We start from the raw sequence: 26023 nt of genomic DNA on the forward strand, positions 1-26023 counted from the left end.
TATTAGGCATATTCGGTAAAAATAATTACTCACTCCACTTTTTATAATCAGTTCCACCTGGGATACTTGCATTCATGACTGCTGGTTCTACATTATTCATGTCTAATATAGAATAAATTTTAGATTGTGAAAGTCCTGATTGATAAATTAAGGAATTCTTTTAGAGAGATTTTGCCTTGCTTTTGCCTATAGTTGACGTATTTTATAAAGTGTGAAAACTTTAGTCTTTACTTTAAGGTGACTAATTTTTTCAAAGGAGCCGTTCCAAAATGTTTTTCTTGATAAAGTAAAATTTCTGCACAAGCTCGGCTGTCTTCTAATGCATCATGATGGTGAGTTAAAGAAATATTTAACTGTTTACAGATAGTATGCAAGCGATGATTTGGCATTTCTGGAAATAATTGTCGACTCGTTTTTACTGTACATAAGGATAAATAATTGGGTTGGTAAAGACCATAGTAATCTAAACAATCAGCTAAAATTTTGGTATCAAAAGCAGCATTGTGGGCAACGACTAGACGATTTTTTTTGAAATATTGTTGGATGTCTTGCCAAACTTCAGGAAATTTTGGTGCATGACGTACATCTTCTTGATGGATACCATGAATTTGAATGTTTCTCCAAAAAAAAGGTGTTTCTGGTTGAATTAAAGTGTAATATTCACCAATAATTTGACTATTTTGTACCATGACTAATGCTAAAGAACAAGCACTGTGAGGTTGATGATTTGCTGTTTCAAAATCCATTGCAACAAAGTTCATGTTCAAAACCCTCCCTAAAAGCTAACTATTCATAGAAAAAACAAATAAAAGAAAACTAACGAAAAAGTATGTAAAAATCATTAAAACGCAAAGAAAAAGCAGCTTTTTGTTTTTACGCCAAAAATGGAACAAACCATTTAAAAAATTTTTTTGTAAATGAAGAGGGAATTTCGTCAATCAATAGATTGGCATCATTCCCCTTTCTTCATGAAAAGAGCTTATCATTTGAACTGATCATTGTTATTCATTTAAGTCTAACTCAACTGGGCAATGGTCACTTCCCATAATAGAAGTATGAATTTTGGCGTCACTTAATTGCGGTTTCAACTCTTCACTGATTAAGAAGTAATCGATACGCCAGCCTGCGTTATTCTTTCTAGCATTGAAACGATAGCTCCACCATGAATAAATTCCTTCTTGGTTCGGATAAAAATAGCGGAAAGTATCGATAAAGCCATTATTTAATAGACGAGAAAATGCCTCTCTTTCTTCAATAGTAAAGCCCGCATTTTTTTGATTGGTTTTCCAATTTTTTAAATCGATTTCTTGATGTGCCACATTTAAGTCTCCACAAACGATCACAGGTTTTTGTTTTTTTAGTTCTTCTAAATAATGATAAAAAGCTTCTTCCCATTGCAGGCGATAATCTAATCGTTTTAATTCATTTTGTGAATTTGGCGTGTAGCAGGTCACCAAAAAAAATTTAGGATATTCTAGTGTAATGAGACGTCCTTCTTGATCATGTAGCTCAATGCCCATTCCATAAGAAACATTGAGAGCTGCTTTTTTTGTAAAGATGGCTGTACCAGAATAGCCTTTTCTTTTGGCATAATTCCAATATTGGTAATAACCGGGTAAGTCTAATTCGATCTGTCCTGATTGCAGTTTTATTTCTTGCAGACAAAAAAAATCTGCGTCTAATTCCTTAAATACTTCTAGAAAATTTTTATTAACAATGGCCCGAAGTCCATTGACATTCCATGAAATTAACTTCAACTTGCTGCACTTCCTTTCTTGTTATTGATTCTTGCGATTCTATTGTACCTTATTTTAATTAAAAATAGTGTAAGATAAGAGTAATTAATTGAATGATTGAGGCTAGTAAGGAAATTCCTTTAGACACGACTTCTTCTAGAACTAGAGGTTTTGCTTATACATTAATTTAGGACCTAAAATAAGAAAAATGAATGGCTGGGTAGCAGGTACTTTTGCAGCTGGATATATAGGCTTTTATCTTAAACAATTTATTGTTAATCCTATTACTGCAGGCGCTGTTGCTTGGAACATGTGCTTCTATTAAATGGGCTGTAGAGAATGGGGTTAGACGAGTTTCTGTAGGAAAAAATATTGCAGGTTTTAGCATGGCTTTTAATGTTAATGTATTGTAGGTAACGAAAATATGCATAGTAAAATCGTGTTTTCACTCAAGACAGCCTTAGTGACGTTAGCATTAACTGTGTTTATTTTGTTTTTGATTTCTTTTTGGGTTCATATTAAAATGTGGGATTGGTGTTTTTGGAGTTGTCTCTTTATTGGATCCTTTCTATACGGACAATTCGCTTATGATAAAATGAAAAATAATATTTTATTTTTGCTTCTCTCTGTAACTTTTTAGTTGTTATCTTTTTCTATTCTTATAGGATGATGTCAATGTTAAAAATCTTTTAGAATCGCCGCTAGATTCGTATTTTTTATTTTTCAAGTTTATCCTGATCGGTTGTAAGTTTTCAGTAAAGATGCTGTATTTTAGGTGCGAAACATGATAATTTGGCTTGGCACACAAGAAAGCCGACCTTGCCAGTAGGGGCGGCTTTATGAAATTTCTGAGCTAACAGAGATGATTGTTCCTCAGATAGCAGGAAAACAATTGAAAAAATTTGGCGATTGGGAGAATACATTAGTAAAGTGTGGATTTTAGCCCATGGTTCAGGATTTTTTATCAGAAATAAACAAAAAATCACTAAATGTAGTTGTACTGAAACAACAAGATATTTATAAAAGTCATGTACTTTGTGAAGTGATGTTGGTTAAACCGATTAGATGGCAAATGTAAGGGAAACTGGTAAGTTTGTTTTAAGCGTGATAAAATAATGGAGATATTTGAGATAGAAGGGAAAATCCTGAGTGAATAAAGAAGAGTTAATTGAATTTTTATCAGAAATCAATCTGTTGTTTGATGAACCATTAATGAAATATACGTTCACAAAAACAGGTGGTGTGGCGGATGTTCTTGCGTTTCCAAAAACGCAAAATGAAGTAAAAAAAATAGTCAATTATTGTCGAACACATCAGGTACCTTGGATGGTTTTAGGGAATGCAAGTAATTTAATTGTTCAAGATGGTGGCATTCGAGGGGTAGTAATCATGTTAACGAAAATGCAACAAATACGAGTAGAAGGCACAACAGTGATTGCTGAAGCGGGGGCTAAATTAATTGATGCGACTTATGTGGCTTTAGATGCCTCTTTAACAGGGTTTGAGTTTGCTTGTGGTATTCCGGGAAGTATTGGTGGTGCGGTTTATATGAATGCTGGTGCTTATGGCGGAGAAATTAAAGACGTAGTGGCTGAAGTAGATGTTTTGTTAGAAGATGGAACGTTACAAACGATCGTAAATGAAGAGATGGACTTTTCTTATCGGTATAGTAAAGTCCAAAATACGAAAGCGATTATTTTAGAAGCACGTTTTCAGTTAACAACAGGTGATTATGAAACAATTAAAAAACGTATGGATGAATTAACACAATTACGACAATCAAAACAACCACTAGAATATCCTTCTTGTGGAAGTGTATTTAAACGTCCAGTCGGGCACTTTACGGGGCAATTGATTCAACAAGCAGGCTTACAGGGATTAAAATGGGGTGGCGCACAAATTTCTGAAAAACATGCAGGATTTATTGTCAACGTTGATCATGCGACTGCGACAGATTATATCGAATTGATTGCGCACATTCAAGAAGTGATTAAGAAAAAATTTGATGTATCTCTAGAAACCGAAGTACGAATCATTGGCGAAGACAAACGTTAGAAATGGCAAACATCAATTTTAACTAATTAGAGATAGTATAAAATTTCTCCATTAAATAAATGGGTAGTTGATTTGACTGAACTTTAGTTTTTAAATAAAAAGGAGAGAATGCATGTTAGATAAACGAGTGCCTTATGCAGAAATTTGGATGACTCGACCAATAAGTGAAGCATTGCCAATAGTTTCTTTGCCGGAAGGGTACCATTTTGAATCGTATACTGTAGGAGATGAAAAAGAATGGGCACGCATTGAGGCATCTGTGGGGGAATTTGCAACGAAAGCACAAGGACTAGCATATTTTCAACGTGTTTTTTCTCCTTATTTGCAACAGCTTAAACAACGCATGTTGTTTGTAGCGACGGATGCTGGTGAAAAAGTTGCAACATGTACGGCTTGGTACAAAAAGCGTAAAGATGGAACTTATCCGCTTTTTCACTGGCTGGCAGTAACTCCACCACATCAAGGAAAAGGAATTGCCAAAGCTTTAACTGTCGAAGTACTGCGTCTTTTTCAAGAGGTTGAAGTACAGGGTCCGATTTATTTGCATACACAAACGTGGAGTCATCTTGCAATCAGGCTTTACCAGCAATTAGGTTTTTCGATTAGTTCAGAAAATTTTTCAGGCAGTCAAAATAGTGAATACCTATTCGTAATGGAAGTACTGGAACAACTAAAAATCAATGAAAAAAACAAGCGTTAATTTCACTTGTCAAATTTACAATCATTGCTGACTTTTATGTATAAAAATTAGTCTAGATATTTCACAATACTTAGTCAAAGGAGAAAGCAAATGAAAAAGACCAAAGAAATTGAAACAATATTATCGGAAATATATGATCTGATTTTGGATACAAAAATAAAAGAGGAAGAGCGTACAATATTGCTAACAGCTAAAAATAGCCTAGAAAAAAAACATTACTTTCCAAAGGTGATGCAGGATTTAGAATGTCAATTGCGTCCGTTGGCGATTAAAGGAGAATTAACACCTACGATCGCAGCGTTTTATATGAAAATTTCTACTTTAGGAAAATTTGAAAAAGAGTTAGGTCGTGGTCTTGCTTCAATGCCTATTACTTTTGGACACTTTTAACATAGAGGCCGCCATTTATCTGTGTTTAGAGCGTGAAGTAAAAGTATTCTTTGCTTCACGCTCTTTTATTGTTGCTAATATACAATAAATTTTGCTACTTCTTGTTAGGAAATAAAACAGAGATTTCATTTTCTAACATGTTCTATGAATCTTTTTTGTCTTAGTTAACTGATGCACTTTTAGTTGGTAAAAAAGAAAAGGTTAAGCTATGAAGAATTGTTTTTCGACTAAACTAGGAAGGTTTATTTTATTGACGCTTTTCTCTTTTTTTTCTAGGAATAAAATTTTTTATAAATGTAAATTTTCGATAATCGTTTTGACTATAAAGATAGCCAAAGATGCTAAAGGTTAAGGCACCAATGAAATTGACAAATAAGTCTTTCATTGTATCCATATTTCCGATATCTAAATAGCCTCCAGAAAGAACATATTTTTCTGTTTTTCCTGCGGTATTTTTATGTTCAATAATAGTTTTTTTGATGTTATTGATTGTATAAACTGTATGTCCGTCTTTACTAAGCTCTACGCTATTAATTTCTTGAATCACGCTATCTTTTTGCATGTCAAGTTGAAATAAATGATCGGCAGAAAATTCAACAAATTCCCACATGACACCTACAGTCATTGAAAAGCAAAAAGAAACAACAGCCAAAAGCAAGGGGGTCAGATTTAATGCTTTTGTATTTTTGTTAAGTAAATAGACAAGAGAAAAGCCAACTCCCCCTGCTAGAAAGCCACTTAAGCCATGAAGACCGGTATCCCACATAGAAAAGTAATCATAAAAATTACTTAATTCACCTAAAACGGTTGCACTGAAAATAAATGAGAGGATAATAATTTCCAACATATTTGGTATTTCAATCTTTAACACTTTTTCTAAAAAATAAGGAATCTCAAATAAAATTAACGTGAATAACAAGAGAAACACATTACTTATATTGTTTTGAATGATTTGATCAACCAACATGATTATGACAATAATTCGTAAGAGAATATAAAAAGCATGGGTAATCATTCTAGCTGATTTAGTTTCATTCATAAAAAACCTTTTCACATAATTCATAAAATAACCCCTTTACGTATAATAAAGATTATACTAGGAAAAAAGTGTGAGCTCTATTTTTTTGTACTAAAAGAATAAATAATTTAAGAAGAAAAAAATCAACTAATCACTTTATTTTAAAAAAAGATACATAAATACTTGAAATTGTGGTTTTTTCAATTAAACTAAAAAAGGAGAATAAATTTTTAAGTGGAAAAGCAAAGAAAGTATATAGATTTTTACATATTATAAATGACTTTTCAAACAAACATCAAGAAAAAGGGAAAGAGTAAATGAGTGAACAATTATTTTTTATATTTATAATGATCGCTATCGTAAGATTATATGTACTAAAAATTTCAAGTAAACATGCCAAACAATTATTAAGTACAGGAGCGACGGAATACGGTAAAGTGGCAACCAAATGGTTAGCAATATTACATACATTGTTTTATTTTTCAGCTTTCTTTGAAGGAATCATTCGTAAAGTCCAGTTTGACTGGACTAGTTTCATCGGTGTTTGTCTGATCGTTTTTTCATTTCTTACGCTATTTTGGGTAATGAAATTATTAGGAAATTATTGGTCTGTCAAACTAATATTTGAAACGAACCATCAATTGATTGACCATTGGTTGTTTAATCGTGTGAAACACCCAAATTATTTTTTAAATATTTTACCTGAACTATTAGGAGTTGTTCTTCTTTTTCATGCTTATATCACTTTAAGTGTTTTTCTTCTTCCTTACAGCGTATGCCTTTATTTGCGAATAAAAAAAGAAAATCAGATCGTTGCATCTATCAGCCATGCATAAAAAAGTTTGAAGGATTCTTTGCTGGATCCTTCAAACTTTTTTAGCTATTTAAATGGGGAAACTATTTAGCAGATGGCAATTATTTAGAGGACAAAGTTAAAATAATTTTTCCGATATTTTTATTTGCTTCCATATATTCGTGTGCTTTTTTTACTTCATCTAAAGAAAAAGTTCGATCAATGATGGGTTTTACTTGTTTCTTAGCAAGATAAGGTCCAACGACTTTCATAAATTCTTGTGTTAACATTGCTTTATAGCGATCGCTTCTAGGGGTAAGTAATGTACCAATTAATTGGATTCGTTTAGTTATTAGTGTTTCTAAGTTCATAGTGGGAAGAATTGTTCCACCCAACATACCAATTAATACCCAACGACCATCTACAGCGATAGAAGCCAAGTTTTTTTCCCAATAAGAAGCACCAATAAAATCTAAAATAACATTTACTCCTATACCATTAGTTATTCTAGCTACTTCTTCTTGGAAATTTTGTGTTTTATAATTGATCAGTTCATCTGCACCTAGCTTTTGACAAAAAGTCAATTTTTCTTCTGAACCAGCCGTTACAATAACTTTTGCTTTTGATAGTTGTTTAGCTAATTGTATCGCTGCCGTTCCTACGCCACTTGCGCTCGCATGAATGAGTACCGTTTCACCTTTTTGTAATTTTCCCAACCAATAAAGTGTTTGATACGCTGTTAGAAAAACTTCTGAAAGGCCTGCCGCCTCTATATAATCTAAAGAATCAGGCAGCAAGATTGCTCGATCGGCTGGCATAACGGCATACTCAGCATAGCCTCCTAAATTCACTAACCCACAAACTCTCGTTCCGGGGATAAAGTGGTCCTCAGAACAAGGACTTTCAACGACTTCACCAGCAACCTCCACTCCCAAAATAGGATAAGGTGGTTGTTGAGCAGTTGCTTGTCTGCGCATGATATCTGTCCGATTAATAGCGGCCGCATGGACTTTAATGAGTAACTGTCCTTTTTCAGGTTTAGGTTTAAGTGCATTAATTTCTTGTAAAACTTCAGCAGAACCGGGATGCTTAATTGTAATCGCCCGCATGATTTATTCCTCCTCCATAAATTGATGAAATGCGCTCGAAAGAGGCTGCGTCCCTTTAGATAATACAAACGTCGTTTTAGAGATTTTTGGTTGGTCAACTAAGGCCGTTAAAACAGAAGCAACCGTTTTACGTGAAACCGTATCAGCAATTTTTTCTGAAGGCTTAGCCAATTGTACAGAAGTAACTTCCTCATCATTTGTCAATGAAACAGCTTGTACGATTACATAGTCTAAAGAAGTATGGTGTTTTAGCCATTCGTCTGCATAGTGTTTGGCAATATAATAATCAAGCATATTCTCTGGCCATTTGCTTGGAGTGTCCGCCAAAAACGCACTAACCATAAAATAGCGAGAGATATTTGCCTTTTCAGCCGCAATCATCGTTTTAACTGCACCATCTAAATCTACTTGTAATAAATTTTTTCCTCGCGAACCGGCAGTAAAGATGACGAGATCATTTCCGTTAAAGGCATGTACCATTTCTTCTACTGACCAAGTAAGATTAAAAGGAACATAAGAAACATTTTCTTTTTTTACAAGAGATTGTGTCGCTACCTCACGTACACCTGCTACTACTTGATAGTTGGCTGCAAGGTCTTTTATTAAATGACGACCAATTTGACCGTTCGCCCCTACAACAAAAATTTTCATTTAAACCATCCTTTCTTATTAAGCATTCACCACTAATCATAACACTAAAAGAAAAAAATATAAGAGGAAAAGTGTGCAAGCTAATAAGAAAAACAGTTTTTGTCTTTTTTAGTTAATTGAAAAAGTAAAATCAATCGGAATTTACAAAAAAATTTTCAAACCATTAGCATAATTTCCACCTGTTCTCTTGAAACGATCTATATTTTGATTTTTAAATGTAAGACCGTCAACAATTATTTTTTTGAGGAATAGCGTGCATTAGTCGAAGCAAAACACTGCAAACAGCAGCGGCAGCAATTCCAGCTATAATTCCTTCAAGCACCCCACTAGTGAAAATAACAGCTAAAATCGCAGAATATACAGCATGAATACTCTTTCCAATCACTTGCGCATAATCTTTTTGAAATAAGAAATAAATCATATTCATGACAAGAATAGTATTTACTAGAGAACCAGCTAAACCCGCTAAAAATAAAGAAGCAGTGTGGCACTTATTGCTGCTTAATTTTAGAATTCCTTTATAGACAAAATAAGGAACAACTCCAATCAATAGACGGGGGATAAACACAATGAGCAATGCTTTTAAGCTTCCATGATCTGTGCCAATCACTGGAATAAATGGAGAAAAAACAAAAGACAAAGGCGTTTGAACAACCGTGCTTCGAATCATACTAATCAAGCCAAACGTTCCTCCTAAGAAGGCACCTAATCTAGGACCTAAAACGATTGAAGCAATAATTACTGGAATGTGCATGGTTGTCGCATTAATAGGACCAATTGGAATAAATCCAAGCGGTGTGACAGCTAATAAAATCATGACCGCTAAAAACATAGCCGTTAAAGCAAAAGTTTTGGTGTTTTTCATAATGACTCCTTTATACTAAACAGTTCTTTTGTTTATAGTTTGTACTATTTTCTCGATGATTGTTTGACTATCCGCCAAAGCACCTTTACCAAAATCACCACAAGCTAATAAGGATTCTCTTGGTTCAATTTCTTGGTAACCGATTGATTTTAATATTTTTAAATTTTTTTGAGTAATAGAATGTTGATACATATTGGTGTTCATAGCTGGTGCAATCAGTTTAGGAACTTCTTGTGTTATTGCCATTGCTACAGTTGAAAGCAGATCATTTGCAATACCATTGGCTAATTTTCCAATAATATTGGCAGTAGCAGGAGCAATTAAGAACAAGTCTGTTTGCTTTGCAAGTTCGATATGATTAATAACAGCTGGATTGTTTTCCTGCATACTATCTGTATGAACACTTCGTTTAGATAACGACTGTAACGTAAGTGGAGTGATGAACTGTGTACTGTTTTTAGTCATAATAATGTCTACTTGATAACCACGCTTGACGAGTTCATTGGTAATATCTGCACTTTTGTAGGCAGAGATACTACCTGTTACGCCTAATAGGATTTTTTTCATTTTCTTGCTCCTTTCATTTATCATTAAAAATAACAAAAGAAAATATTCATTATTTTTAGAAACAAAATTGATGAATTTGAGCATAGAACGTCAAAAAATTAACGCTTTAAATACTCAATTTTTATTGGTCAGACAAAGAATCCCCCAGCATAACTAACGCCATCAATTGAGCAATTTCTCTTTTTGTCCATGCTTCTTTGATCGTTCCATCCGTTGCAATGAGGTAGCCATGATGGTTTTGTCCGTCAATTTGAGTGAGGTCATTTGCAAAAATATAGTCAAGTTGATTGTTTTGCAAGTTTTGTTTGGCTATTTCTAAGAGTTCTGTTTGAGGAACAGCTACTAATAATTTAAAGCCGATAATTTTAGCTTGTGGTTGCCATTTTCTTAAATAGCTGATGATTTTAGGCGTTTTTTTCAAGGAAATAAATAAATGCTGCGTATCAGAAGCGATTTTTGCTGTTTTTGCCTGATTTCTTTCATTTTCCAGTAACCAGTTAGAAAGCGAATCGGAGGTTAAAGGCGTTTGAGTAATACTTTTGATAAATTGTTCCTCAGACAGACTGAAAGCAGGTGTAAAATCGCTTACTGCCATACTGTGGATGATGCCGTCATAAGTTTGATCGGTGAATAACTTTTTTAGTGTCTTCATTAAATCTTGCGTTGATTCGATCAGATGAAACCGGATATTTTCCCTGTCATCTGGTTTAACAGCTAAACGTGTGGTGACATAATCAATGGTTACGGATGAATGGCTAAGTAGCGTTTCTGCAATTTTTTTTCCTAACTGACCAGTCGAATGATTCGTGATGGATCGTACTTGATCGATTTTTTCACTGGTGCCGCCTGCGGTAATCAAAATCTTCATTTTTCATCCCCTACGTTGACTAAAGTTCTTCCTTGATGTTTGCCAGCTAATAATTGTTGAATGACTGTTGGCAATTGTTCAAAAGTAATTTCGTTCACTAAAAGCTCATCTGCAATAGAAAGGTCAGCTAGTTGCTGCCAAATCGGGCAACGCTTTTCATAAGGAACATTAACAGAATCAATTCCAATCAACTGGATATTACGCAAGATAAATGGCAAAACGGTTGCAGTTAACTGAATGCCACCAGCATTTCCGCATAGCGTTGCTGCTCCATCATAGGCAATCAAAGGAAGTAGTTGAGTCAATTGCTCACCGCCTACTGTGTCCAAGACATAATTGATTTGTTGCTTTCCTAAAGGCTTCGTTTTTTCGGGGAAAAATTCATGAGGTGCATAGACAGCATTGGCGCCTAAGTCTTTTAACCATTTAGATGCTTCTTTTTTTCTAGAAAGTGCCATCACTGAAGAAAAACCTAACTTATGCAAGATAGCTACTGCTGTACTGCCAACGCCGCCAGAAGCACCAGTAATGACAATTTTATCTGTTTTTTTCATGCCATGATTAAGCAGTGCGTTGACACACAAAAGTGCTGTAAATCCAGCAGTTCCTAATATCATGGCCTGACGAAGAGAAAGATTTTTCGGAAGTGGGATCAGCCAATCTCCAGGTACTTTTTGATATTGACTATAACCGCCGGGATGAGTGACTCCCAACCCGTAGCCTGTTAATAGTACGAGATCCCCGGCAGTAAATCGTGTATCTAAGCTTTCTACGACAGTGCCAGACAAATCAATTCCGGGTGTCATGGGATAGGAACGAATGACGCCTCCTGATTTACTGGTAGCTAGTGCGTCTTTGTAATTGACATCTGAATACGCAATTTTGATCAAGACTTCATTTGTTGATAATATTGGCTTTCCTTGCTCGATGATGGCGGTATGGAAAGTAGGAACATTGTTGACTTGAAACGCTTTAAAGTTATTCATATAAAGATGAAACTCCTTTCCAAAATTTTCTTATATCATACCATAAAGTAGATGATTTTATCGTTATTCCTTAATGTTTGTTATTAAAAAAGCAGAAAAATTTAAATGTGCACATTAAAAAGAATTTTTTCGGGAAAATTAAGATAAAAAAGGTTGTCTTTTTTATTAAAGTTTGTATACTAGTACGAGTAATAGTAAACTTTTTGTTTACTATTAGAAAACTTCAAAGCGGAGGTAAAAAATGGAGATAGGGGAGAAGTTAAGAAACTTGCGTATTCAAAAGAACTTGACGCAAGAAGAACTAGGGGAGCGAACTGATTTATCTAAGGGATATATTTCTCAATTAGAACGGGATTTGAGTTCTCCTTCTATGGAAACATTTTTTTCCATTTTAGAAGTATTAGGCGTTTCTCCAGAGGAGTTTTTTCATCAAGATACCGTAAACTTACAAGTTGTTTATTCCAAAGAAGATTATACTGTTTATTTAGACGAAGAAAATGGCTATGAACTACAGTGGCTTGTAGCAGATTCAAATGAAAAAGAAATGGAACCTGTATTGCTTACATTTCATGAAGCAGGTGAATATAAAATATTTGAACCTTCATTGTCAGAAACGTTTATTTTTGTGTTAGCAGGTGAGTTAGAGTTAAGCTTAGGAGAGGAACGATATGTCGCAAAAGCAGGACAGTCGATCTATTATCAAGCAACAAAGCAGCATCAGTTAAAAAATCACCAATCAAAGTATACAAAGGTTTTGATTGTAGCAACAGAATCATATTTATAGTTTAGGGGGGTAAAAAGTGGGAAAACCAATTATTTCATTTGATCAAGTAGTTAAACGTTATGATGATGAAACGATTTTAAAAAAAGTAAGTTTTGAGCTTGAACAAGGCAAATTTTATACTTTATTAGGTCCTTCTGGTTGTGGTAAAACGACCATCTTACGAATGATTGCTGGATTTACTGACGTAACAGAAGGCGAGATGTATTTTGAAGGAAAAAGATTAAATGATATACCGGCCAATAAACGTCAAGTTAATACTGTTTTTCAAGATTATGCGTTGTTTCCTCATATGAATGTTTTTGATAACGTCGCTTTTGGATTGAAAATAAAAAAGATGAATAAATCAGCGATTGAAAAGAAGGTAAAAGAAGCATTACGTATGGTTCAACTTCCAGGTTATGAAAAACGAGAAATTAGTGAAATGTCTGGTGGACAAAGGCAACGGGTTGCTATTGCTCGTGCGATTGTCAATGAACCAAAAGTATTGTTATTAGACGAACCGCTATCTGCCCTTGATTTAAAATTGCGTACAGATATGCAGTACGAACTAAGGGAATTGCAGCAAAGATTAGGAATTACATTTATTTTTGTGACTCATGATCAAGAAGAAGCATTAGCCATGAGTGATGAAATTTTTGTTATGAATAAAGGAAAAATCATACAAAGCGGGACACCTGTGGCGATTTATGATGAACCAATTAATCATTTTGTCGCAGACTTTGTTGGGGAAAGCAATATTGTCAATGGTGTGATGATTGAAGATAATTTAGTTGAATTTGTTGGCAAACAATTTGAATGCGTGGACGGAGGAATGCGAGCCAACGAGTCTGTAGAAGTAATGTTACGACCTGAAGATTTAACAATTACAACGTCAGATAAGGGAAAACTAATGGTGACTGTTGATACGCAACTTTTTCGAGGAGTTCACTATGAAATTGTTTGTTATGATGAACAGCAAAATGAGTGGATGGTTCATTCAACTAAAAAAGCTAAAGAAGGCAGCAAAGTTGGTCTATCTTTTGAACCAGAAGATATTCATGTTATGCGTTTTAATGAAACCGAAGAGGAATTTGATGCTCGGCTTGACAGCTACGAAGAGTAAGGAGAGAGAACGTCGATGAAAACAATACGTAGAATTTATTCTGTTCCTTATGTTTTATGGCTGGGGTTGTTTGTTATTGCACCCGTTTTGATGATTATTTATCAATCATTTTTTGATCGGAACGGTCAATGGTCATTGAGCAATTACTCTGCTTTTTTTACATCAGGAACTTATCTTGCCATGACGCTTAATTCAGTTTGGTACGCTTTTTTAATTACTTTTTTTACCTTAATCATTAGCTATCCGACTGCTTATTTTCTAACCAAGTTAAAACACAAACAATTGTGGTTGATGTTAATTATTTTACCAACGTGGGTCAATTTATTGCTAAAAGCTTATGCCTTTATTGGAATTTTTAGTATTCACGGCAGCGTGAATCATTTCTTTGAGTTTTTAGGAATCGGTCCTAAACAAATTTTATTTACGGATTTCAGTTTTTTATTTGTAGCCACCTACATTGAAATTCCTTTTATGATCATGCCGATTTTCAACGCCTTAGAAGAAATGAATCCGTCCTTAATCAGTGCTAGCCGTGATTTAGGAGCCAATAATTTTGACACGTTTCGCCGAGTAGTGTTTCCTTTATCACTAAATGGTGTAAAAAGCGGAATACAAGCCGTTTTTATTCCTTCTCTTTCGCTTTTCATGTTGACACGTTTAATTGGTGGAAATCGTGTAATCACGCTTGGAACAGCCATTGAACAGCATTTTCTAGTAACGCAAAATTGGGGAATGGGCTCAACCATTGGTGTCATATTGATTATCGCCATGTTTATTGTAATGTTGCTTACGGGAGAGAAAAAGAAGGGAGGCCGTACACAATGAGGAAAATAAAGTGGTCTCACATTTATTTATTTGTAGTATTTGTATTGTTGTATGTGCCGATTGCTTACTTAATTTTTTATTCATTTAATTCTGGTGGCACGATGAATCATTTTACGGGTTTTACTTGGGAAAATTATCAAGCAGTCTTTGCCGATACGCGTTTGATTATTATTGTTTTAAATACGTTTATGCTCGCTTTTCTATCAGCTCTGATTGCCACTATCATTGGAACATTTGGTGCAATGGGGATTTATTATACGAAAAAGCGACAAGTAAGGACAACCTTATTAAGCGTGAATAATATTTTACTTGTTTCCCCTGATGTAATTATTGGTGCGAGTTTTTTGATTTTCTTTACATTTCTTGGAGTTGGATTAGGTTTTCAAAGTGTTTTACTTTCCCATATTGCATTTAGCATACCGATCGTAGTTTTAATGGTGCTGCCTAAATTGCAGGAAATGAATGACTCCATGGTAGATGCAGCAAGAGATTTAGGGGCGAATAATTTTCAAGTTATAAAAAGTATCATATTGCCTTTTTTATCTCCTGGAATCATTGCAGGTTACTTTATGGCGTTTACGTATTCATTGGATGATTTTGCAGTGACGTTTTTTGTGACTGGCAATGGGTTTACAACCTTATCTGTAGAAATTTACTCGCGTGCTCGTCAAGGAATTAGTTTAGAAATCAATGCTTTAAGTGCGCTGGTGTTCCTTTTCTCCATGGTTTTAGTAATTGGTTATTATTTTATCAGTAAAGAAAATCGTTCAAAAAAGCTGAGAAAAAATCGTCGAGGACGTGAGGAGGTGGCACGTTTACGATGAAAAAATTACAATCCCTATTCATCGGTATCGTCGCAATCATCTGCATCTTGTTTTTTGGTGTTCGGCAATTAGAACAAGCAAGTGGGATGAATGGAGCTAAAATCGTCACGATTTATAATTGGGGAGATTATGTTGATCCCAGTTTGATTACAAAATTTGAAAAAGAATACGGATATAAAGTGAATTATGAAACCTTTGATTCTAATGAAGCCATGTTTACAAAAATTCAACAAGGCGGAACTAATTATGATATTGCCATTCCCAGTGAATATATGATTCAAAAGATGATCAAAGAAAAACTTGTACTCCCATTAGATCATTCTAAGATTAAAGGATTAGCAAACGTTGATGAGCATTTTTTGAATTTAGACTTTGATCCGAATAATACGTACTCTATTCCGTATTTTTGGGGAACATTAGGGATCGTTTATAATGATAAAGTATTTAACAAAAAGGAAATTCAACATTGGAATGATCTTTGGCAGCCCAAATTAAAAGATAGTTTAATGTTGATTGATGGTGCCAGAGAAGTCATAGGTTTTTCATTAAATAGTCTTGGTTATTCATTGAATAGTAAAGTGATGAGTCAACTAAATGAAGCTGCAAATAAGCTAAACGATCTTACTCCTAACGTCAAGGCAATCGTAGCAGATGAAATTAAGATGTATATGATTAATGAAGAGGCATCCGTAGCTGTTACTTTTTCGGGAGAGGCCGCTGATATGATGGGTGAAAATAACCATCTTCATTACGTCATTCCAACAGAAGGGTCAAACTTGTGGTTTGATAATCTTGTGATTCCCAAAACGGCTGCCAATAAAGAAGGAGCTTATGATTTTATCAATTTCATGCTGCAACCAGAAAATGCAGCTCAAAATGCAGAATACATTGGGTACTCTACTCCTAATAAGAAAGCCAAAGCTCTTTTGCCAAAAAAAATTTCAGAAGACGAACAATTTTATCCTTCTGATCAAACGATTGCACATTTAGAAGTTTATAAAGATTTAGGTCCCAAGTTTTTAGGAATTTACAATGATTTATTTTTAAAGTTTAAAATGTATCGGAAATGATGGTAAAACTCAATAAAACTGGGGAAAATTCAAGGCTCAAAAGCCTTTGTTTCCGTGCTTTTAAAAGCTCAGTTTTCCAATTTTCTACCAAAAGCGTCTTTTTAGGCGCTTTTTTTCGTTATTTTATCTTTTCTACCAGTATTTTCTACCAGAAGAAAAGTGGAGTAAATGTTGATAGGTTGGGCAGGATAAAGGTTTTGTGACGAGTGGAAATTATAGTTGTTGCGAAGGATTGAGTGAAGGGCAATAAAACGTTATGATGAGTTTTATTAGACGGTTAATTCTCCCTACTTGATAGCCTATTGGGAAGAAAGAAAATTTTCTACTGATTTATTGGAATTTTAACGGTATTACTACGATAATTAAGATTTGAATGAAACTGTAACCAAAAATGTGTCCACAGTTTTAGACTTATAATAATATTTGCTATAATATGAGCTGAGCCATAGAAGTAATTTTTTCGTAAATCTATTATATAGGAGTTGTAGATAGAATATAATATTAATAAAGTAGTGTATTAGAGGAGTAAAAGCAGGAGTGGATTTTTTGAAACTTGCTAATCAGTTTTAGAGCTATGTTAAATTGAATGCTACCAAATCAACGCCCAGCGCGACCCTCTAATTTGATAGGTTTTAGAGCTATGTTAAATTGAATGCTACCAAATCCTCGTAGAAAATGAGGTAAATTGTGTCGAAAAAGGATAGATAAAAATGTGCGTTGGGGAATTGTTGGTGTAAGTTGTTTTCTTATTTTAGGAATTGGACTGTTTACTGTTAATGAATCGAAGTATAGTAAAAAAGTAGAAGCGATTTCCAGTGAGCAATCAACCAATCCAAAAGCAAGAATTATCAAAAACAGGAAGTACACAAAGTATTCAATGGGGAGTGATAGGATTCCTACTCATGGTTTTTGTTGGATTTGTTTGGTTAAAGCACTCTAAAAGTAATAAATAAGATCAAATCACTTAAAAAATTGAACAAAAGAAGAAAGCTATGCTATAATGAAAATGAAAAAAGGAACTGCGTCAACAGTCCCTTTTGACAGCACCGCTAAAGACGGTGACAAGTTTAATAGTTAGATCAAAGAGAAGTAACTAATCGACTCGCTAAAGTGACGGTTACTTCTCTTTGTCATTTTTGTTGGCTAAGGTTAGAATGCCAAAGATCAAAGTTGCGGTAAATGAATCGAAACTAATCATTAGCCCTAACGCTGCTTCAACAGACAAAAGGCGTCTCCTTTCTTTAAAGTTTGAGATTATGTGCATACGCACCACCTCACTTTCGAATGGATAGCCACCGCCATTCAACTTTACTGTTTCAATTATTATAGCATATAGATTTAGTTATTCCTTTGAAAATTCAAGAATAACTAGGTCTATTTTTTTGCCTAGAGATGCTAAAATAGCCAAAAAATAAATGAAACAAGAATTGACACTTTCATTAACCTGTATTACAATGTTATACAAAAGGAGGCGATAATATGGCTATGATTACGGTACGTGTGAGTGATGCTGAAAAGCAATGGCTTTCTTATATGGCGGAATTTTATGGAGTTACTTTATCTGAACTACTGAAAACCTATTCAATGGAACAATTAGAAGATGAATATGATCGACAAACAGCTGAAATTGCCCATAAACATTGGATAGAAAGTGGGAAGACAACTGTATCCATGGAAGAAGTACTGAATGAATTTGGAGGACTAAAATGACCTATCGTTTAGAATTCACACCTGAAATTCAAAAACAACTTCGTAAAATGGACAAATATCAAGCTACGTTGATCGTTCGATGGCTGTATCAACATATTGATGGCGTGGATGACCCGAGAAAATTTGGGAAAGGGTTGACAGCCAATTGTTCAGAGCAATGGCGTTATCGGATTGGCAAATATCGAGTGTTGGTAGAAATAGAAGATGATCAAATGGTTGTCATTGCTATTCAAGTGGGACATCGAAGAAACGTCTATGATTAAGAATGCTTAAAAAATGTGATGACTTCTGCTCCCGCCGTTCATCTGTGTTTAGAGTATGAAGTAAAAGTATTCTTTACTTTTTGTCTCAAGCTCTAAAACAAAAGAATTAGAAAAAGCAGCGACTTGTAAATTTTGTACGTTTTCTAAAAAATAAAACATTTTAAGGAAAACGCTTGCATTTTTTGTTTATTTAGTATATACTTCAAATACAATTAAATGGGTAGTTACTGATTATGCAGGCTATACCTTATTATGCGTTTTTTACGTGTATTAAGGTATAGTTTTTTTGTTAAGGAGGTGAATGTGGGGAATGATCAAGAAAATATTGAATAACAATGCGGTTCTTGTAAATGAAGATGGAAAAGATTTTATATGGATCGGCACAGGGGTAGGATTTCAAAAAAAAATTGGACAAAAAATAGATAAATCAAAAGTGGAAAAAGTTTTTGTTCTTCATAAGAAAAACATCTCAGAACGTTTTTCAACGTTAATGGAGTCTATACCAATTGAGTATGCGTCTTTAGCAGATGATATCATTGCTTTGGCCAAAAAAATGTTACGTAATGAATTAAGTGAAATGCTTTATGTCTCACTTATCGACCATCTCTATCACTTAGTAAAATTACATAAGCAAGGTCGAACACTTCACAATCGTATTTCTTGGGAAATCAAAAAATTTTATCCGAAAGAGTTCGAGGTTGGCAAACAAGCATTGGTATTACTTGAGAAAAAAACCGGTTATTTTTTTGAAGAAGAAGAAGCAGGCAATATCGCTTTGCATTTGATTAATGCACAATTAACGGATGAATTAAATAAACCTGAAGACATTCAAGAATTAACGAAAAAAATTAGAGATATTGTGGCATTGATCCGTTTATCGAACAAGATAGAAATTGATGAAAGTACATTAGCTTTTGAGCGCTTTATCACGCATCTTAGGTTCTTTTTTCAGCGGCTCAGCATTCATAAAGAATCTTTTCATAAAAGAAATTTATTGTTAGATCAGGTAAAAGAGCAATATCCCAATGCGTTTAAAACTATGTTATTGATAGAAGAATATTTGAAGACGCTTTTTACTGAAGACGAGCAATTATATTTAACATTGCATATTCATAAAATAATTGAAAATGATTAGGTGTTACTGGTAGTGCAGGCAAGACTAATAGAGAAACTCTTTTATAGAGCCTTTATTGGACTTGTTTTTATATTTGAATAGCAAGAAAAGAAAGGAATGAAAAAATGAAGTATCAAGAACTGGTAGAAAAAATTTTAAAAGGTGTCGGTGGAAAAGAAAACATCCAAAGTTTAACTCATTGTATTACACGTTTACGTTTTGACTTAAATGATGAAAAAAAGGCGGATACTAAAAAGCTTAAACAAACGGCTGGTATCGTCACAGTTATTCAAAGTGGAGGTCAGTATCAAATAGTCATTGGAAATCATGTTCCTGAAGTATATAAAGAATTTATGGAATATGCAGGACTATCGGAAGTGGAATCAAAACAAACACATAAGAAAAAAAACCATTTGATGCGTTTATTGATGTTATTTCTGGTATTTTTACCCCCGTATTGAGTTTATTAGCTGCTACGGGGATGATTAAAGGTTTGAATGTGTTGTTTGTTTCACTCGGTTGGATTTCCAATCAATCAGGAACTTATACTATTTTACAAGCTGCTGGAGATTGCTTTTTTTACTTTTTACCTATTTTCTTAGGGTATACGGCTGCAAAAAAATTTAAATTAACTCCTTTTGTAGGAATGACGTTAGGTGCTGCTTTAGTTTATCCAGCTCTTTCTAACCTCACGGCTACTTCGAAACCGCTTTATACATTATTTGCTCATACAATTTTTGAATCGCCGGTATATATTACATTTTTAGGTATTCCAGTTATACTGATGAGCTATAGTTCAAGTGTTATTCCTATTGTGATAGCCACCTTTTTTGGAGCAAAACTCGAAAAAAAATTAACTGAAATCATTCCTAGTTTGTTAAAAAACTTTCTTGTTCCGTTTTTTACAGTATTATTAATGGTTCCCTTAACATTCATTATTATCGGTCCAATTGCAACATGGATGGGAGATATTTTGGGGGCGATTGTACTGAACATCTATGACTTTAGTCCGATGATTGCTGGAATTGTTATGGGAGCAATATGGCAAGTATTAGTTATGTTTGGCTTGCATTGGGGAATGATTCCGATTGCAATTAATAATATTAGCGTATTGGGATACGACCCTGTATTAGTTTTGAGTTCGGCAACGCCTTTTGCTACGGCTGGAGCCGTTCTTGCAGTTATTATTAAATCCAAAAATAATTCTGTTCGTTCAATTGGTGTGCCTGCATTTATTTCTAGTCTTTTTGGTGTTTCAGAACCTTCATTATACGGGGTAACTTTGCCTCGCAAAAAACCCTTTATTGCTACTTTAATGGCTTCTTCAGTAGGGGGATTAATTATAGGAACGTTCGGTACAAAATCTTACATTATGGGCGGCATGGGGATTTTTAGTTTGCCTAATTATCTGGACCCGGAAAAAGGAATGACAAGTAGTGTTTATGGGTACGTAATTGCAATCGCTGCTGCGTTTATTCTATCGTTCATTCTGACGTTTACTTTTATGTATGATCCTAAAGTCGATCAGGCAGCAAATAAAGTTGGAGAAGAAAAGGAACAATCAACAAGTACACAGTTACTAAATGAAACAGAGATTGATTTGCCACTTTCAGGAAAAGCACTCTTATTAAAAGAAATAGCGGATACAGCTTTTTCTGAAGGTTTGTTAGGTAAAGGGTTAGCTATTCAACCTGATACAGGAAAGGTTTATGCGCCTTTTGATGGAACCGTCGAAACACTATTTCCAACCAATCATGCGTTAGGTCTTAAATCATTAAATGGAATAGAATTATTGATTCATATAGGTGTCGATACAGTTAACTTAAAAGGAGAATATTTTTTTCCAACGATTCAACAAGGGGTAGAATTTAAAAAAGGGGAGCTTCTGCTAACTTTTGATTTAGATAAAATTCAAAGAGCTGGCTATTCTACGATTACACCAGTTGTCGTGACAAACACGAAAGATTATTTGGAAGTGATTGGTGAACCAATAGCAAGAAAAATTAAGATTATTAGGTAAAGGAGAGAGTCTGATGCGTGCCATTATGATAATGTTTGATACATTAGCACGAGATTTTTTGTCAAATTATGGAAACGAATGGATAAAAACACCAAACTTTGATCGATTACGTGAAAAAACGGTAACATTTGATAATTTTTATGGTGGTAGCATGCCTTGTATGCCTGCACGACGAGAATTGCATACAGGAAGATATAACTTCATGCATCGCATGTGGGGGCAATTAGAACCTTTTGATCATTCTATTTTTGACGTATTACAAAAAAATAATGTGTATTGTCATTTAGTTACCGATCATTCTCATTATTTTGAAGATGGTGGGGCAACCTATCACAATCGCTATTCGACATGGGAAGGATTTCGAGGACAAGAAGGCGATCGCTGGGTACCGAGAAAAGAAGGAGAAAAGACGCAATTTTATCATCCCTTAAATAAAAGTGGTGTATCCGTTACACAACATTTTGCTAATCGTACTCGACAAGTCAATGAAGAAGAAATGTCCAGTGTTCAGACAATTCAAGCAGGACTAACCTTTTTAGAAAATTATAAGAATGAAGATCAATGGTTTTTACAAATTGAATGTTTTGATCCACATGAACCTTTTTACGTTCCTGAAAAATATCGAAAATTATATGAAGAAAATCCGACAAAAACACCTTATTTTTGGCCCAAATATGGACGTGTGACAGAAGAAATAACTGAAGAAAATCTGATCGAGTTACAAAAAGAATATGCTTCATTGATTTCTATGTGTGACCATCACTTAGGAAAGATTTTAGATTTTGTAGAAAAAAACAATATGTGGAAAGATACATTAATTATTGTGAATACAGACCATGGATTTTTGTTAGGAGAACATAATTGGCTTGGGAAAAACGTTGCTCCGATGTATGAAGAAATTATTCATTTGCCGTTTTTTATTAATTATCCAAGTAGCACGATTGAAAAAAGTTGTCAGGTGTTGAGTCAAACAATTGATATTCCGGCTACCTTATTAGATTATTTTGAAATAGAAAATCGGCTAGACATGGATGGAAAGTCTTTATTGCCTATTCTGCGTAAAGAAGATACGCAATTGCATGAGTGGGTGATTTTTGGAACAAATGGAGGTCATGTCAATATTTACGACGGTCTCTATGTTTATATGCGTGCCTCCGTTCATCCTGATAATGGCCCCATTACTGTTCAAACATTAAATTTTTCTCAAATGAGAGGGTTCTTTACAAAAGACATTTTAGATAAAATGGTACTTAAAGAAGGCAATCGCTTTACCAATCAATACCCTTATATAGAATTAGCAGTTTCTACTTTTATCGATTCCTATTCTGTTGGCCATCTATTATTTGATTTAAAGGAAGACCCCAAACAGGAAAATCCTTTAAATAATCCTGAATTAGAAAAAAAGATGATGGAGCAACTGGTAAAAATGATGGATCAGATTGAAGCACCTACAAGTGAATATGTACGCTTAGGATTGTTAGAAGATTAAAGTCAAGAGGTGAAAAAATGAAGCATCTATCTGTTTTAATAAAACCTGCCTCCTCCTTGTGTAATCTACGTTGCCGCTATTGCTTCTATGCAAATGTCAGCTCACTAAGAGAGATTTCGTCTTACGGCAAGATGAAACAAGAAGTCGTAGACAAATTGATTCAACAAATTTTTATGGATTTAAAAGACAATGATCAGATAACTTTCACCTTTCAAGGTGGCGAACCAACGCTAGCAGGTTTAATTTATTACCAGCATTTTATAGAGTTCGTACAGCAACAAACAAAACAAGTGAAGGTGCACTATGCGCTGCAAACAAACGGCGTACTGATCAATAAACAATGGTGCAAGTTTTTAAAAGAACATGACTTTTTAGTTGGCTTATCCATTGATGGACATCCTCAGTTTCACAACCAAAATCGACTGGATGCAAAGGGAAAGGGAACGTTTGAGCGAGTACTGCAAGCAAAAATGTTATTTGATGTCTATCGTATAGAATACAATGTTCTTTGTGTATTAACCAATCAGCTAGCCACTCATGCAGAAGAAGTCGTTCATTTTATAAAACGGGAGAATATTCATTATATTCAATTCATTCCATGTCTTGATGAATTAAAAGAGGAGAAAAATAATGATTATGTACTAACTCCAAAAAAATTCTTTACTTTTTATCGTGATTTCTTTCAATTATGGTGGACTGAACTTGTGAAAGGAAATTATATCCGCGTGAAACTTTTTGAAGATGTGATTCACCTTCTAGTTAATCAACAAGTGACAGCCTGCGGTATTTTAGGAAACTGTCAAGTACAATATGTCATTGAAGCGGATGGGGGCGTCTATTCGTGTGATTTTTATGTATTAGATGAGTACCGTTTAGGCTACATCCAAGAACAAACACTAAAAGAAATCTTTGAAAGTCCGCCTTTAAAAAAATTTCTTTGTCCAAAAAAGCAACCCTTAAAAAAATGTGAACAGTGTGTATTTCAGCAAATGTGTGGTGGCGGCTGCAAGCGAATGAAAGAGGTGATGTATGTGGATAAGAATAATTTTTGTGGTTATCAAGCATTTTTGTCTTTATTTATCCCCAAAATATCAGAGATATTGAGGTATATTGAAGGAGCCGATCAATGCTAACAGGGATGCTGTATTTTATCGTTATACTGATTTCAAATGCCATTGGCGCCATTTCAGGAATGGGAGGAGGTATAATAATAAAACCTGTTTTAGATTTTATTGGAGGGCATGCGGTTGCTGAAATCTCCTTTTTTTCCTCCGTTGCTGTTTTTACTATGTCGGTTGTTTCAACAATTCATCAGTTTTCAGAAAAAAAGAAATGAATGGGCAGTTAATATTTTGGGTATCATCGGGCGCAGTAATTGGCGGAATGATGGGAAATCGTTTGTTTGACTACTTATTAACGGTATTTGTTAGTAGCAATCAAGTGCAACTCATTCAAATTCTTCTGACCATTCTCACCTTAGTATTTGCTTTTATTTATAGTTTTGGAAATTGGCGAAGTTATACATTCGAGTCTTTTTTCTGGTATTTATTTTGCGGTTTTTTATTAGGTTTTTTGGCTAGCTTATTAGGGATTGGAGGAGGTCCGATAAATGTCTCACTTCTTATGTTGTTATTTTCAATGACGATTAAAGCGGCTACAATGTATTCCATTTGTATCATCTTTTTCTCCCAGTTGGCTAAATTAATGACAATCTTCATGACGACTGGCATCCAGCAATATGATTTATCAACGTTGGTTTTTATTATTCCAGCAGCCGTTTTAGGAGGGATTATTGGATCGAAGTTAAGTAATTGGTTATCTTCAAATAATGTCAAAATTGTCTTTCAAGCAGCCATTCTACTTGTTATTGGTTTGAATGTTTACAACGGTTGGCAGTTATGCCAAATGTAAATAAAGCCAAACTGATTCTGTCAGAAGGATTGAATGAAAAAGGCAGCTTTTTATAAATTAACAGATTTACTGAAGATATTATTTTTTTAAAAATATTTCTAAAAAAAGACAAATTATTTTAGATAATTTTTCAAAATTGAAGTGTATATTATCTATATGCAGACGAAAAAATTCTATAATACTTTTTCATTTTTACTCCTCAAGTGAAAATAAGCTCTTAAACCGCAGTTAATTTCTGCGGTTTTTTTATATAAAATAAAAGAATAAAAAGGTTCATCCAAATATGAAATATTTATTTATTAAAACGATTTCTTTTTTGATAAAAAAATCATTTTGGTGCACTTAAAAAGCGTAAAATGACCTATTTAAAAATTCAATAATCACTATAATATTTTTGAACGATCTGTTTTAGATGGGAGTGATTATGATCAAATTAAAAGATTACATATCAAGCATAAAGATCCATTATGAATTTAAGAAAAGATTAAAGAACTATCAAGAAAAGTACTATACTCAATCCAAGAACATTGTGATACCTGAAAAATCCATTGAACACTTAGAGCAGCGCGTAAAGCATGCATCTGTAGTGAATGAGCGTGGCAATTCTAGGAAAGAATTTAGTAAAGAAATGAGGAATTATTGTTCAGGGAATTTATACTTATTTAGAGTACCTTGCTTATTGGATTAATATAGATGAAAAAGCGATAATTAAAATGAAAAATGATCCTGTTTTGAGGATGTGTGCCAAAAAAGCAGAAAAAAATTTAAATATACGCAAAGAGATGCTTAATAGATGTTTTAAAGGAGAAATTCCAAATCAACAATTGAATGAAACGGTAGAATATGAATTAATTCAACGTTTTGGTTGTGAAGATTATGAGTTACCTCAATCTATTTTTGCGGAGGTTAAAAAAACAGATAAACGAAAGAAACAATTAGAACTGGAAAAGAAAGAGAAAAAGCATGTGGATGAATTAATAAAAAATCCCAACTCTAAAGCAAAAACATATTCCTCTAAAAAACGTGAAGTAGCAAAAGCAAGAAAAGCATATAGTTTTTATCACTAATGACGAAAGATGAAAAGAAATAGAAAAGAAAAAGTGATCAAGTAATCAAAGTAATAAGTTCTATTAAATATAGCTGTATTATTTGTCAGTAACTTTATTTATATAA

26 protein-coding genes and 2 pseudogenes are annotated in these 26023 nt (G+C 34.0%); 18 read left to right on the forward strand and 10 right to left on the reverse strand.

All coding sequences use genetic code 11. The annotated features are described in order from the left end of the window. Window positions 1-227 precede the first annotated feature (227 nt). Window positions 228-761 carry a 3'-5' exonuclease gene (locus RV14_RS08695; protein WP_071855876.1) on the reverse strand — a complete coding sequence of 178 codons (534 nt, stop codon included), beginning with the start codon at window positions 759-761 and terminating at the stop codon, window positions 228-230. Window positions 762-1001: 240 nt separating this feature from the next. Then, a complete protein-coding gene (locus RV14_RS08700) occupies window positions 1002-1757 on the reverse strand; it encodes an exodeoxyribonuclease III (protein WP_071855877.1) in 756 nt (251 codons plus the stop codon). Window positions 1758-2885: 1128 nt separating this feature from the next. Between RV14_RS08700 and murB the strand changes: the two genes are divergently transcribed. The 3 genes from murB (at window position 2886) to RV14_RS08720 (ending at window position 4881) form a co-directional block, all read left to right on the forward strand. After that, window positions 2886-3791, forward strand: a complete 906-nt coding sequence (murB, locus tag RV14_RS08710; RefSeq protein ID WP_071855879.1) for a UDP-N-acetylmuramate dehydrogenase — start codon at window positions 2886-2888, stop codon at window positions 3789-3791. 112 nt (window positions 3792-3903) lie between these two features. Then, on the forward strand, window positions 3904-4491 hold the full coding sequence (locus RV14_RS08715; RefSeq protein ID WP_071855880.1) for a GNAT family N-acetyltransferase: 588 nt from the start codon (window positions 3904-3906) through the stop codon (window positions 4489-4491). Between the two features lie 90 nt (window positions 4492-4581). Beyond that, window positions 4582-4881 (forward strand): bacteriocin immunity family protein, encoded by a 300-nt coding sequence (locus RV14_RS08720; protein WP_071855881.1) that lies wholly within the window; start codon window positions 4582-4584, stop codon window positions 4879-4881. A 247-nt stretch (window positions 4882-5128) separates the two neighbouring features. On the opposite strand, the gene RV14_RS08725 is transcribed toward RV14_RS08720, so the two are convergent. After that, window positions 5129-5944: a DUF2238 domain-containing protein gene (locus RV14_RS08725; protein WP_071855882.1), complete on the reverse strand. Its 816-nt coding sequence runs from the start codon at window positions 5942-5944 to the stop codon at window positions 5129-5131. A gap of 272 nt (window positions 5945-6216) precedes the next feature. Between RV14_RS08725 and RV14_RS08730 the strand changes: the two genes are divergently transcribed. Next, a complete protein-coding gene (locus RV14_RS08730) occupies window positions 6217-6735 on the forward strand; it encodes an isoprenylcysteine carboxylmethyltransferase family protein (protein ID WP_071855883.1) in 519 nt (172 codons plus the stop codon). Window positions 6736-6814: 79 nt separating this feature from the next. Here the strand turns inward: RV14_RS08730 and RV14_RS08735 are convergent, their stop codons facing one another. The 6 genes from RV14_RS08735 to RV14_RS08760 form a co-directional block, all read right to left on the reverse strand. Beyond that, entirely contained in the window at window positions 6815-7801 is a 987-nt protein-coding gene (locus RV14_RS08735; protein ID WP_071855884.1) for an NAD(P)H-quinone oxidoreductase, read from the reverse strand. A gap of 3 nt (window positions 7802-7804) precedes the next feature. Then, the gene (locus tag RV14_RS08740; RefSeq protein WP_071855885.1) at window positions 7805-8452 is read right to left on the reverse strand and encodes an NAD(P)H-binding protein; all 648 of its coding nucleotides are present in this window, start codon (window positions 8450-8452) and stop codon (window positions 7805-7807) included. Between the two features lie 226 nt (window positions 8453-8678). Next, entirely contained in the window at window positions 8679-9317 is a 639-nt protein-coding gene (locus tag RV14_RS08745; protein ID WP_071855886.1) for an ECF transporter S component, read from the reverse strand. A gap of 15 nt (window positions 9318-9332) precedes the next feature. Beyond that, complete coding sequence (gene coaC / locus RV14_RS08750) at window positions 9333-9884, reverse strand: phosphopantothenoylcysteine decarboxylase (protein WP_071855887.1); 552 nt, start codon at window positions 9882-9884, stop codon at window positions 9333-9335. Window positions 9885-10005: 121 nt separating this feature from the next. Further along, on the reverse strand, window positions 10006-10752 hold the full coding sequence (locus RV14_RS08755; RefSeq protein WP_071855888.1) for a phosphopantothenate--cysteine ligase: 747 nt from the start codon (window positions 10750-10752) through the stop codon (window positions 10006-10008). Beyond that, on the reverse strand, window positions 10749-11738 hold the full coding sequence (locus RV14_RS08760; RefSeq protein ID WP_071855889.1) for an acrylyl-CoA reductase family protein: 990 nt from the start codon (window positions 11736-11738) through the stop codon (window positions 10749-10751). The genes RV14_RS08755 and RV14_RS08760 overlap by 4 nt, the downstream gene beginning before the upstream one ends. 241 nt (window positions 11739-11979) lie before the next feature. On the opposite strand from RV14_RS08760, the gene RV14_RS08765 reads away from it, so the two are divergent. From RV14_RS08765 to RV14_RS13055, 6 genes are all read left to right on the forward strand, one after another. Continuing rightward, a complete protein-coding gene (locus RV14_RS08765) occupies window positions 11980-12522 on the forward strand; it encodes a helix-turn-helix domain-containing protein (RefSeq protein WP_071855890.1) in 543 nt (180 codons plus the stop codon). Window positions 12523-12538: 16 nt separating this feature from the next. Next, window positions 12539-13624, forward strand: a complete 1086-nt coding sequence (locus tag RV14_RS08770; protein WP_071855891.1) for an ABC transporter ATP-binding protein — start codon at window positions 12539-12541, stop codon at window positions 13622-13624. 15 nt (window positions 13625-13639) lie between these two features. Next, window positions 13640-14449 carry an ABC transporter permease gene (locus RV14_RS08775; RefSeq protein WP_071855892.1) on the forward strand — a complete coding sequence of 270 codons (810 nt, stop codon included), beginning with the start codon at window positions 13640-13642 and terminating at the stop codon, window positions 14447-14449. Next, window positions 14446-15273, forward strand: coding sequence for an ABC transporter permease (locus tag RV14_RS08780; RefSeq protein ID WP_071855893.1), 828 nt, complete (start codon window positions 14446-14448; stop codon window positions 15271-15273). The genes RV14_RS08775 and RV14_RS08780 overlap by 4 nt, the downstream gene beginning before the upstream one ends. Then, window positions 15270-16343 carry an ABC transporter substrate-binding protein gene (locus RV14_RS08785; RefSeq protein ID WP_071855894.1) on the forward strand — a complete coding sequence of 358 codons (1074 nt, stop codon included), beginning with the start codon at window positions 15270-15272 and terminating at the stop codon, window positions 16341-16343. The genes RV14_RS08780 and RV14_RS08785 overlap by 4 nt, the downstream gene beginning before the upstream one ends. A gap of 884 nt (window positions 16344-17227) precedes the next feature. After that, the gene (locus tag RV14_RS13055) at window positions 17228-17296 is read left to right on the forward strand and encodes a hypothetical protein (protein WP_425429254.1); all 69 of its coding nucleotides are present in this window, start codon (window positions 17228-17230) and stop codon (window positions 17294-17296) included. A 164-nt stretch (window positions 17297-17460) separates the two neighbouring features. Here the strand turns inward: RV14_RS13055 and RV14_RS12925 are convergent, their stop codons facing one another. Then, entirely contained in the window at window positions 17461-17607 is a 147-nt protein-coding gene (locus RV14_RS12925) for a putative holin-like toxin (RefSeq protein WP_217265352.1), read from the reverse strand. Between the two features lie 215 nt (window positions 17608-17822). On the opposite strand from RV14_RS12925, the gene relB reads away from it, so the two are divergent. The 8 genes and pseudogenes from relB (at window position 17823) to RV14_RS08840 (ending at window position 25917) form a co-directional block, all read left to right on the forward strand. Beyond that, window positions 17823-18053: a type II toxin-antitoxin system RelB family antitoxin gene (gene relB / locus RV14_RS08800; RefSeq protein ID WP_071855896.1), complete on the forward strand. Its 231-nt coding sequence runs from the start codon at window positions 17823-17825 to the stop codon at window positions 18051-18053. Continuing rightward, a complete protein-coding gene (locus RV14_RS08805) occupies window positions 18050-18316 on the forward strand; it encodes a type II toxin-antitoxin system RelE family toxin (protein WP_071855897.1) in 267 nt (88 codons plus the stop codon). Before relB ends, RV14_RS08805 begins: the two co-directional genes overlap by 4 nt. A 310-nt stretch (window positions 18317-18626) precedes the next feature. Further along, on the forward strand, window positions 18627-19451 hold the full coding sequence (locus RV14_RS08810; protein WP_071855918.1) for a PRD domain-containing protein: 825 nt from the start codon (window positions 18627-18629) through the stop codon (window positions 19449-19451). Window positions 19452-19555: 104 nt separating this feature from the next. Further along, window positions 19556-21450, forward strand: a pseudogene (locus RV14_RS08815) (beta-glucoside-specific PTS transporter subunit IIABC). A 13-nt stretch (window positions 21451-21463) separates the two neighbouring features. Further along, window positions 21464-22939: a sulfatase family protein gene (locus tag RV14_RS08820; protein WP_071855898.1), complete on the forward strand. Its 1476-nt coding sequence runs from the start codon at window positions 21464-21466 to the stop codon at window positions 22937-22939. Between the two features lie 17 nt (window positions 22940-22956). Then, complete coding sequence (locus RV14_RS08825) at window positions 22957-24072, forward strand: anaerobic sulfatase maturase (RefSeq protein WP_071855899.1); 1116 nt, start codon at window positions 22957-22959, stop codon at window positions 24070-24072. Further along, window positions 24066-24850, forward strand: a pseudogene (locus RV14_RS08830) (sulfite exporter TauE/SafE family protein). Before RV14_RS08825 ends, RV14_RS08830 begins: the two are co-directional and overlap by 7 nt. Before the next feature lie 713 nt (window positions 24851-25563). Continuing rightward, on the forward strand, window positions 25564-25917 hold the full coding sequence (locus tag RV14_RS08840; RefSeq protein ID WP_071855901.1) for a hypothetical protein: 354 nt from the start codon (window positions 25564-25566) through the stop codon (window positions 25915-25917). Window positions 25918-26023 lie beyond the last annotated feature (106 nt).

Source organism: Enterococcus ratti, from assembly GCF_001886195.1.
GTDB lineage: Bacteria > Bacillota > Bacilli > Lactobacillales > Enterococcaceae > Enterococcus_B > Enterococcus_B ratti.

Coding starts and splice junctions, on each gene's coding strand:
- RV14_RS08765 (WP_071855890.1), top strand. CDS start 11,980: ATGGAGATAGGGGAGAAGTTAAGAAACTTGCGTATTCAAAAGAACTTG.
- RV14_RS08810 (WP_071855918.1), top strand. CDS start 18,627: ATGATCAAGAAAATATTGAATAACAATGCGGTTCTTGTAAATGAAGAT.
- RV14_RS08730 (WP_071855883.1), top strand. CDS start 6,217: ATGAGTGAACAATTATTTTTTATATTTATAATGATCGCTATCGTAAGA.
- RV14_RS08720 (WP_071855881.1), top strand. CDS start 4,582: ATGAAAAAGACCAAAGAAATTGAAACAATATTATCGGAAATATATGAT.
- RV14_RS08820 (WP_071855898.1), top strand. CDS start 21,464: ATGCGTGCCATTATGATAATGTTTGATACATTAGCACGAGATTTTTTG.
- RV14_RS08780 (WP_071855893.1), top strand. CDS start 14,446: ATGAGGAAAATAAAGTGGTCTCACATTTATTTATTTGTAGTATTTGTA.
- RV14_RS08825 (WP_071855899.1), top strand. CDS start 22,957: ATGAAGCATCTATCTGTTTTAATAAAACCTGCCTCCTCCTTGTGTAAT.
- coaC (WP_071855887.1), bottom strand. CDS start 9,884: ATGAAAAAAATCCTATTAGGCGTAACAGGTAGTATCTCTGCCTACAAA.
- RV14_RS12925 (WP_217265352.1), bottom strand. CDS start 17,607: ATGCACATAATCTCAAACTTTAAAGAAAGGAGACGCCTTTTGTCTGTT.
- relB (WP_071855896.1), top strand. CDS start 17,823: ATGGCTATGATTACGGTACGTGTGAGTGATGCTGAAAAGCAATGGCTT.
- RV14_RS08725 (WP_071855882.1), bottom strand. CDS start 5,944: ATGAATTATGTGAAAAGGTTTTTTATGAATGAAACTAAATCAGCTAGA.
- RV14_RS08695 (WP_071855876.1), bottom strand. CDS start 761: ATGAACTTTGTTGCAATGGATTTTGAAACAGCAAATCATCAACCTCAC.
- RV14_RS08840 (WP_071855901.1), top strand. CDS start 25,564: ATGAAAAATGATCCTGTTTTGAGGATGTGTGCCAAAAAAGCAGAAAAA.
- RV14_RS08755 (WP_071855888.1), bottom strand. CDS start 10,752: ATGAAGATTTTGATTACCGCAGGCGGCACCAGTGAAAAAATCGATCAA.
- RV14_RS08735 (WP_071855884.1), bottom strand. CDS start 7,801: ATGCGGGCGATTACAATTAAGCATCCCGGTTCTGCTGAAGTTTTACAA.
- RV14_RS08715 (WP_071855880.1), top strand. CDS start 3,904: ATGTTAGATAAACGAGTGCCTTATGCAGAAATTTGGATGACTCGACCA.
- RV14_RS08745 (WP_071855886.1), bottom strand. CDS start 9,317: ATGAAAAACACCAAAACTTTTGCTTTAACGGCTATGTTTTTAGCGGTC.
- RV14_RS08740 (WP_071855885.1), bottom strand. CDS start 8,452: ATGAAAATTTTTGTTGTAGGGGCGAACGGTCAAATTGGTCGTCATTTA.
- RV14_RS08805 (WP_071855897.1), top strand. CDS start 18,050: ATGACCTATCGTTTAGAATTCACACCTGAAATTCAAAAACAACTTCGT.
- RV14_RS08775 (WP_071855892.1), top strand. CDS start 13,640: ATGAAAACAATACGTAGAATTTATTCTGTTCCTTATGTTTTATGGCTG.
- RV14_RS08785 (WP_071855894.1), top strand. CDS start 15,270: ATGAAAAAATTACAATCCCTATTCATCGGTATCGTCGCAATCATCTGC.
- RV14_RS08760 (WP_071855889.1), bottom strand. CDS start 11,738: ATGAATAACTTTAAAGCGTTTCAAGTCAACAATGTTCCTACTTTCCAT.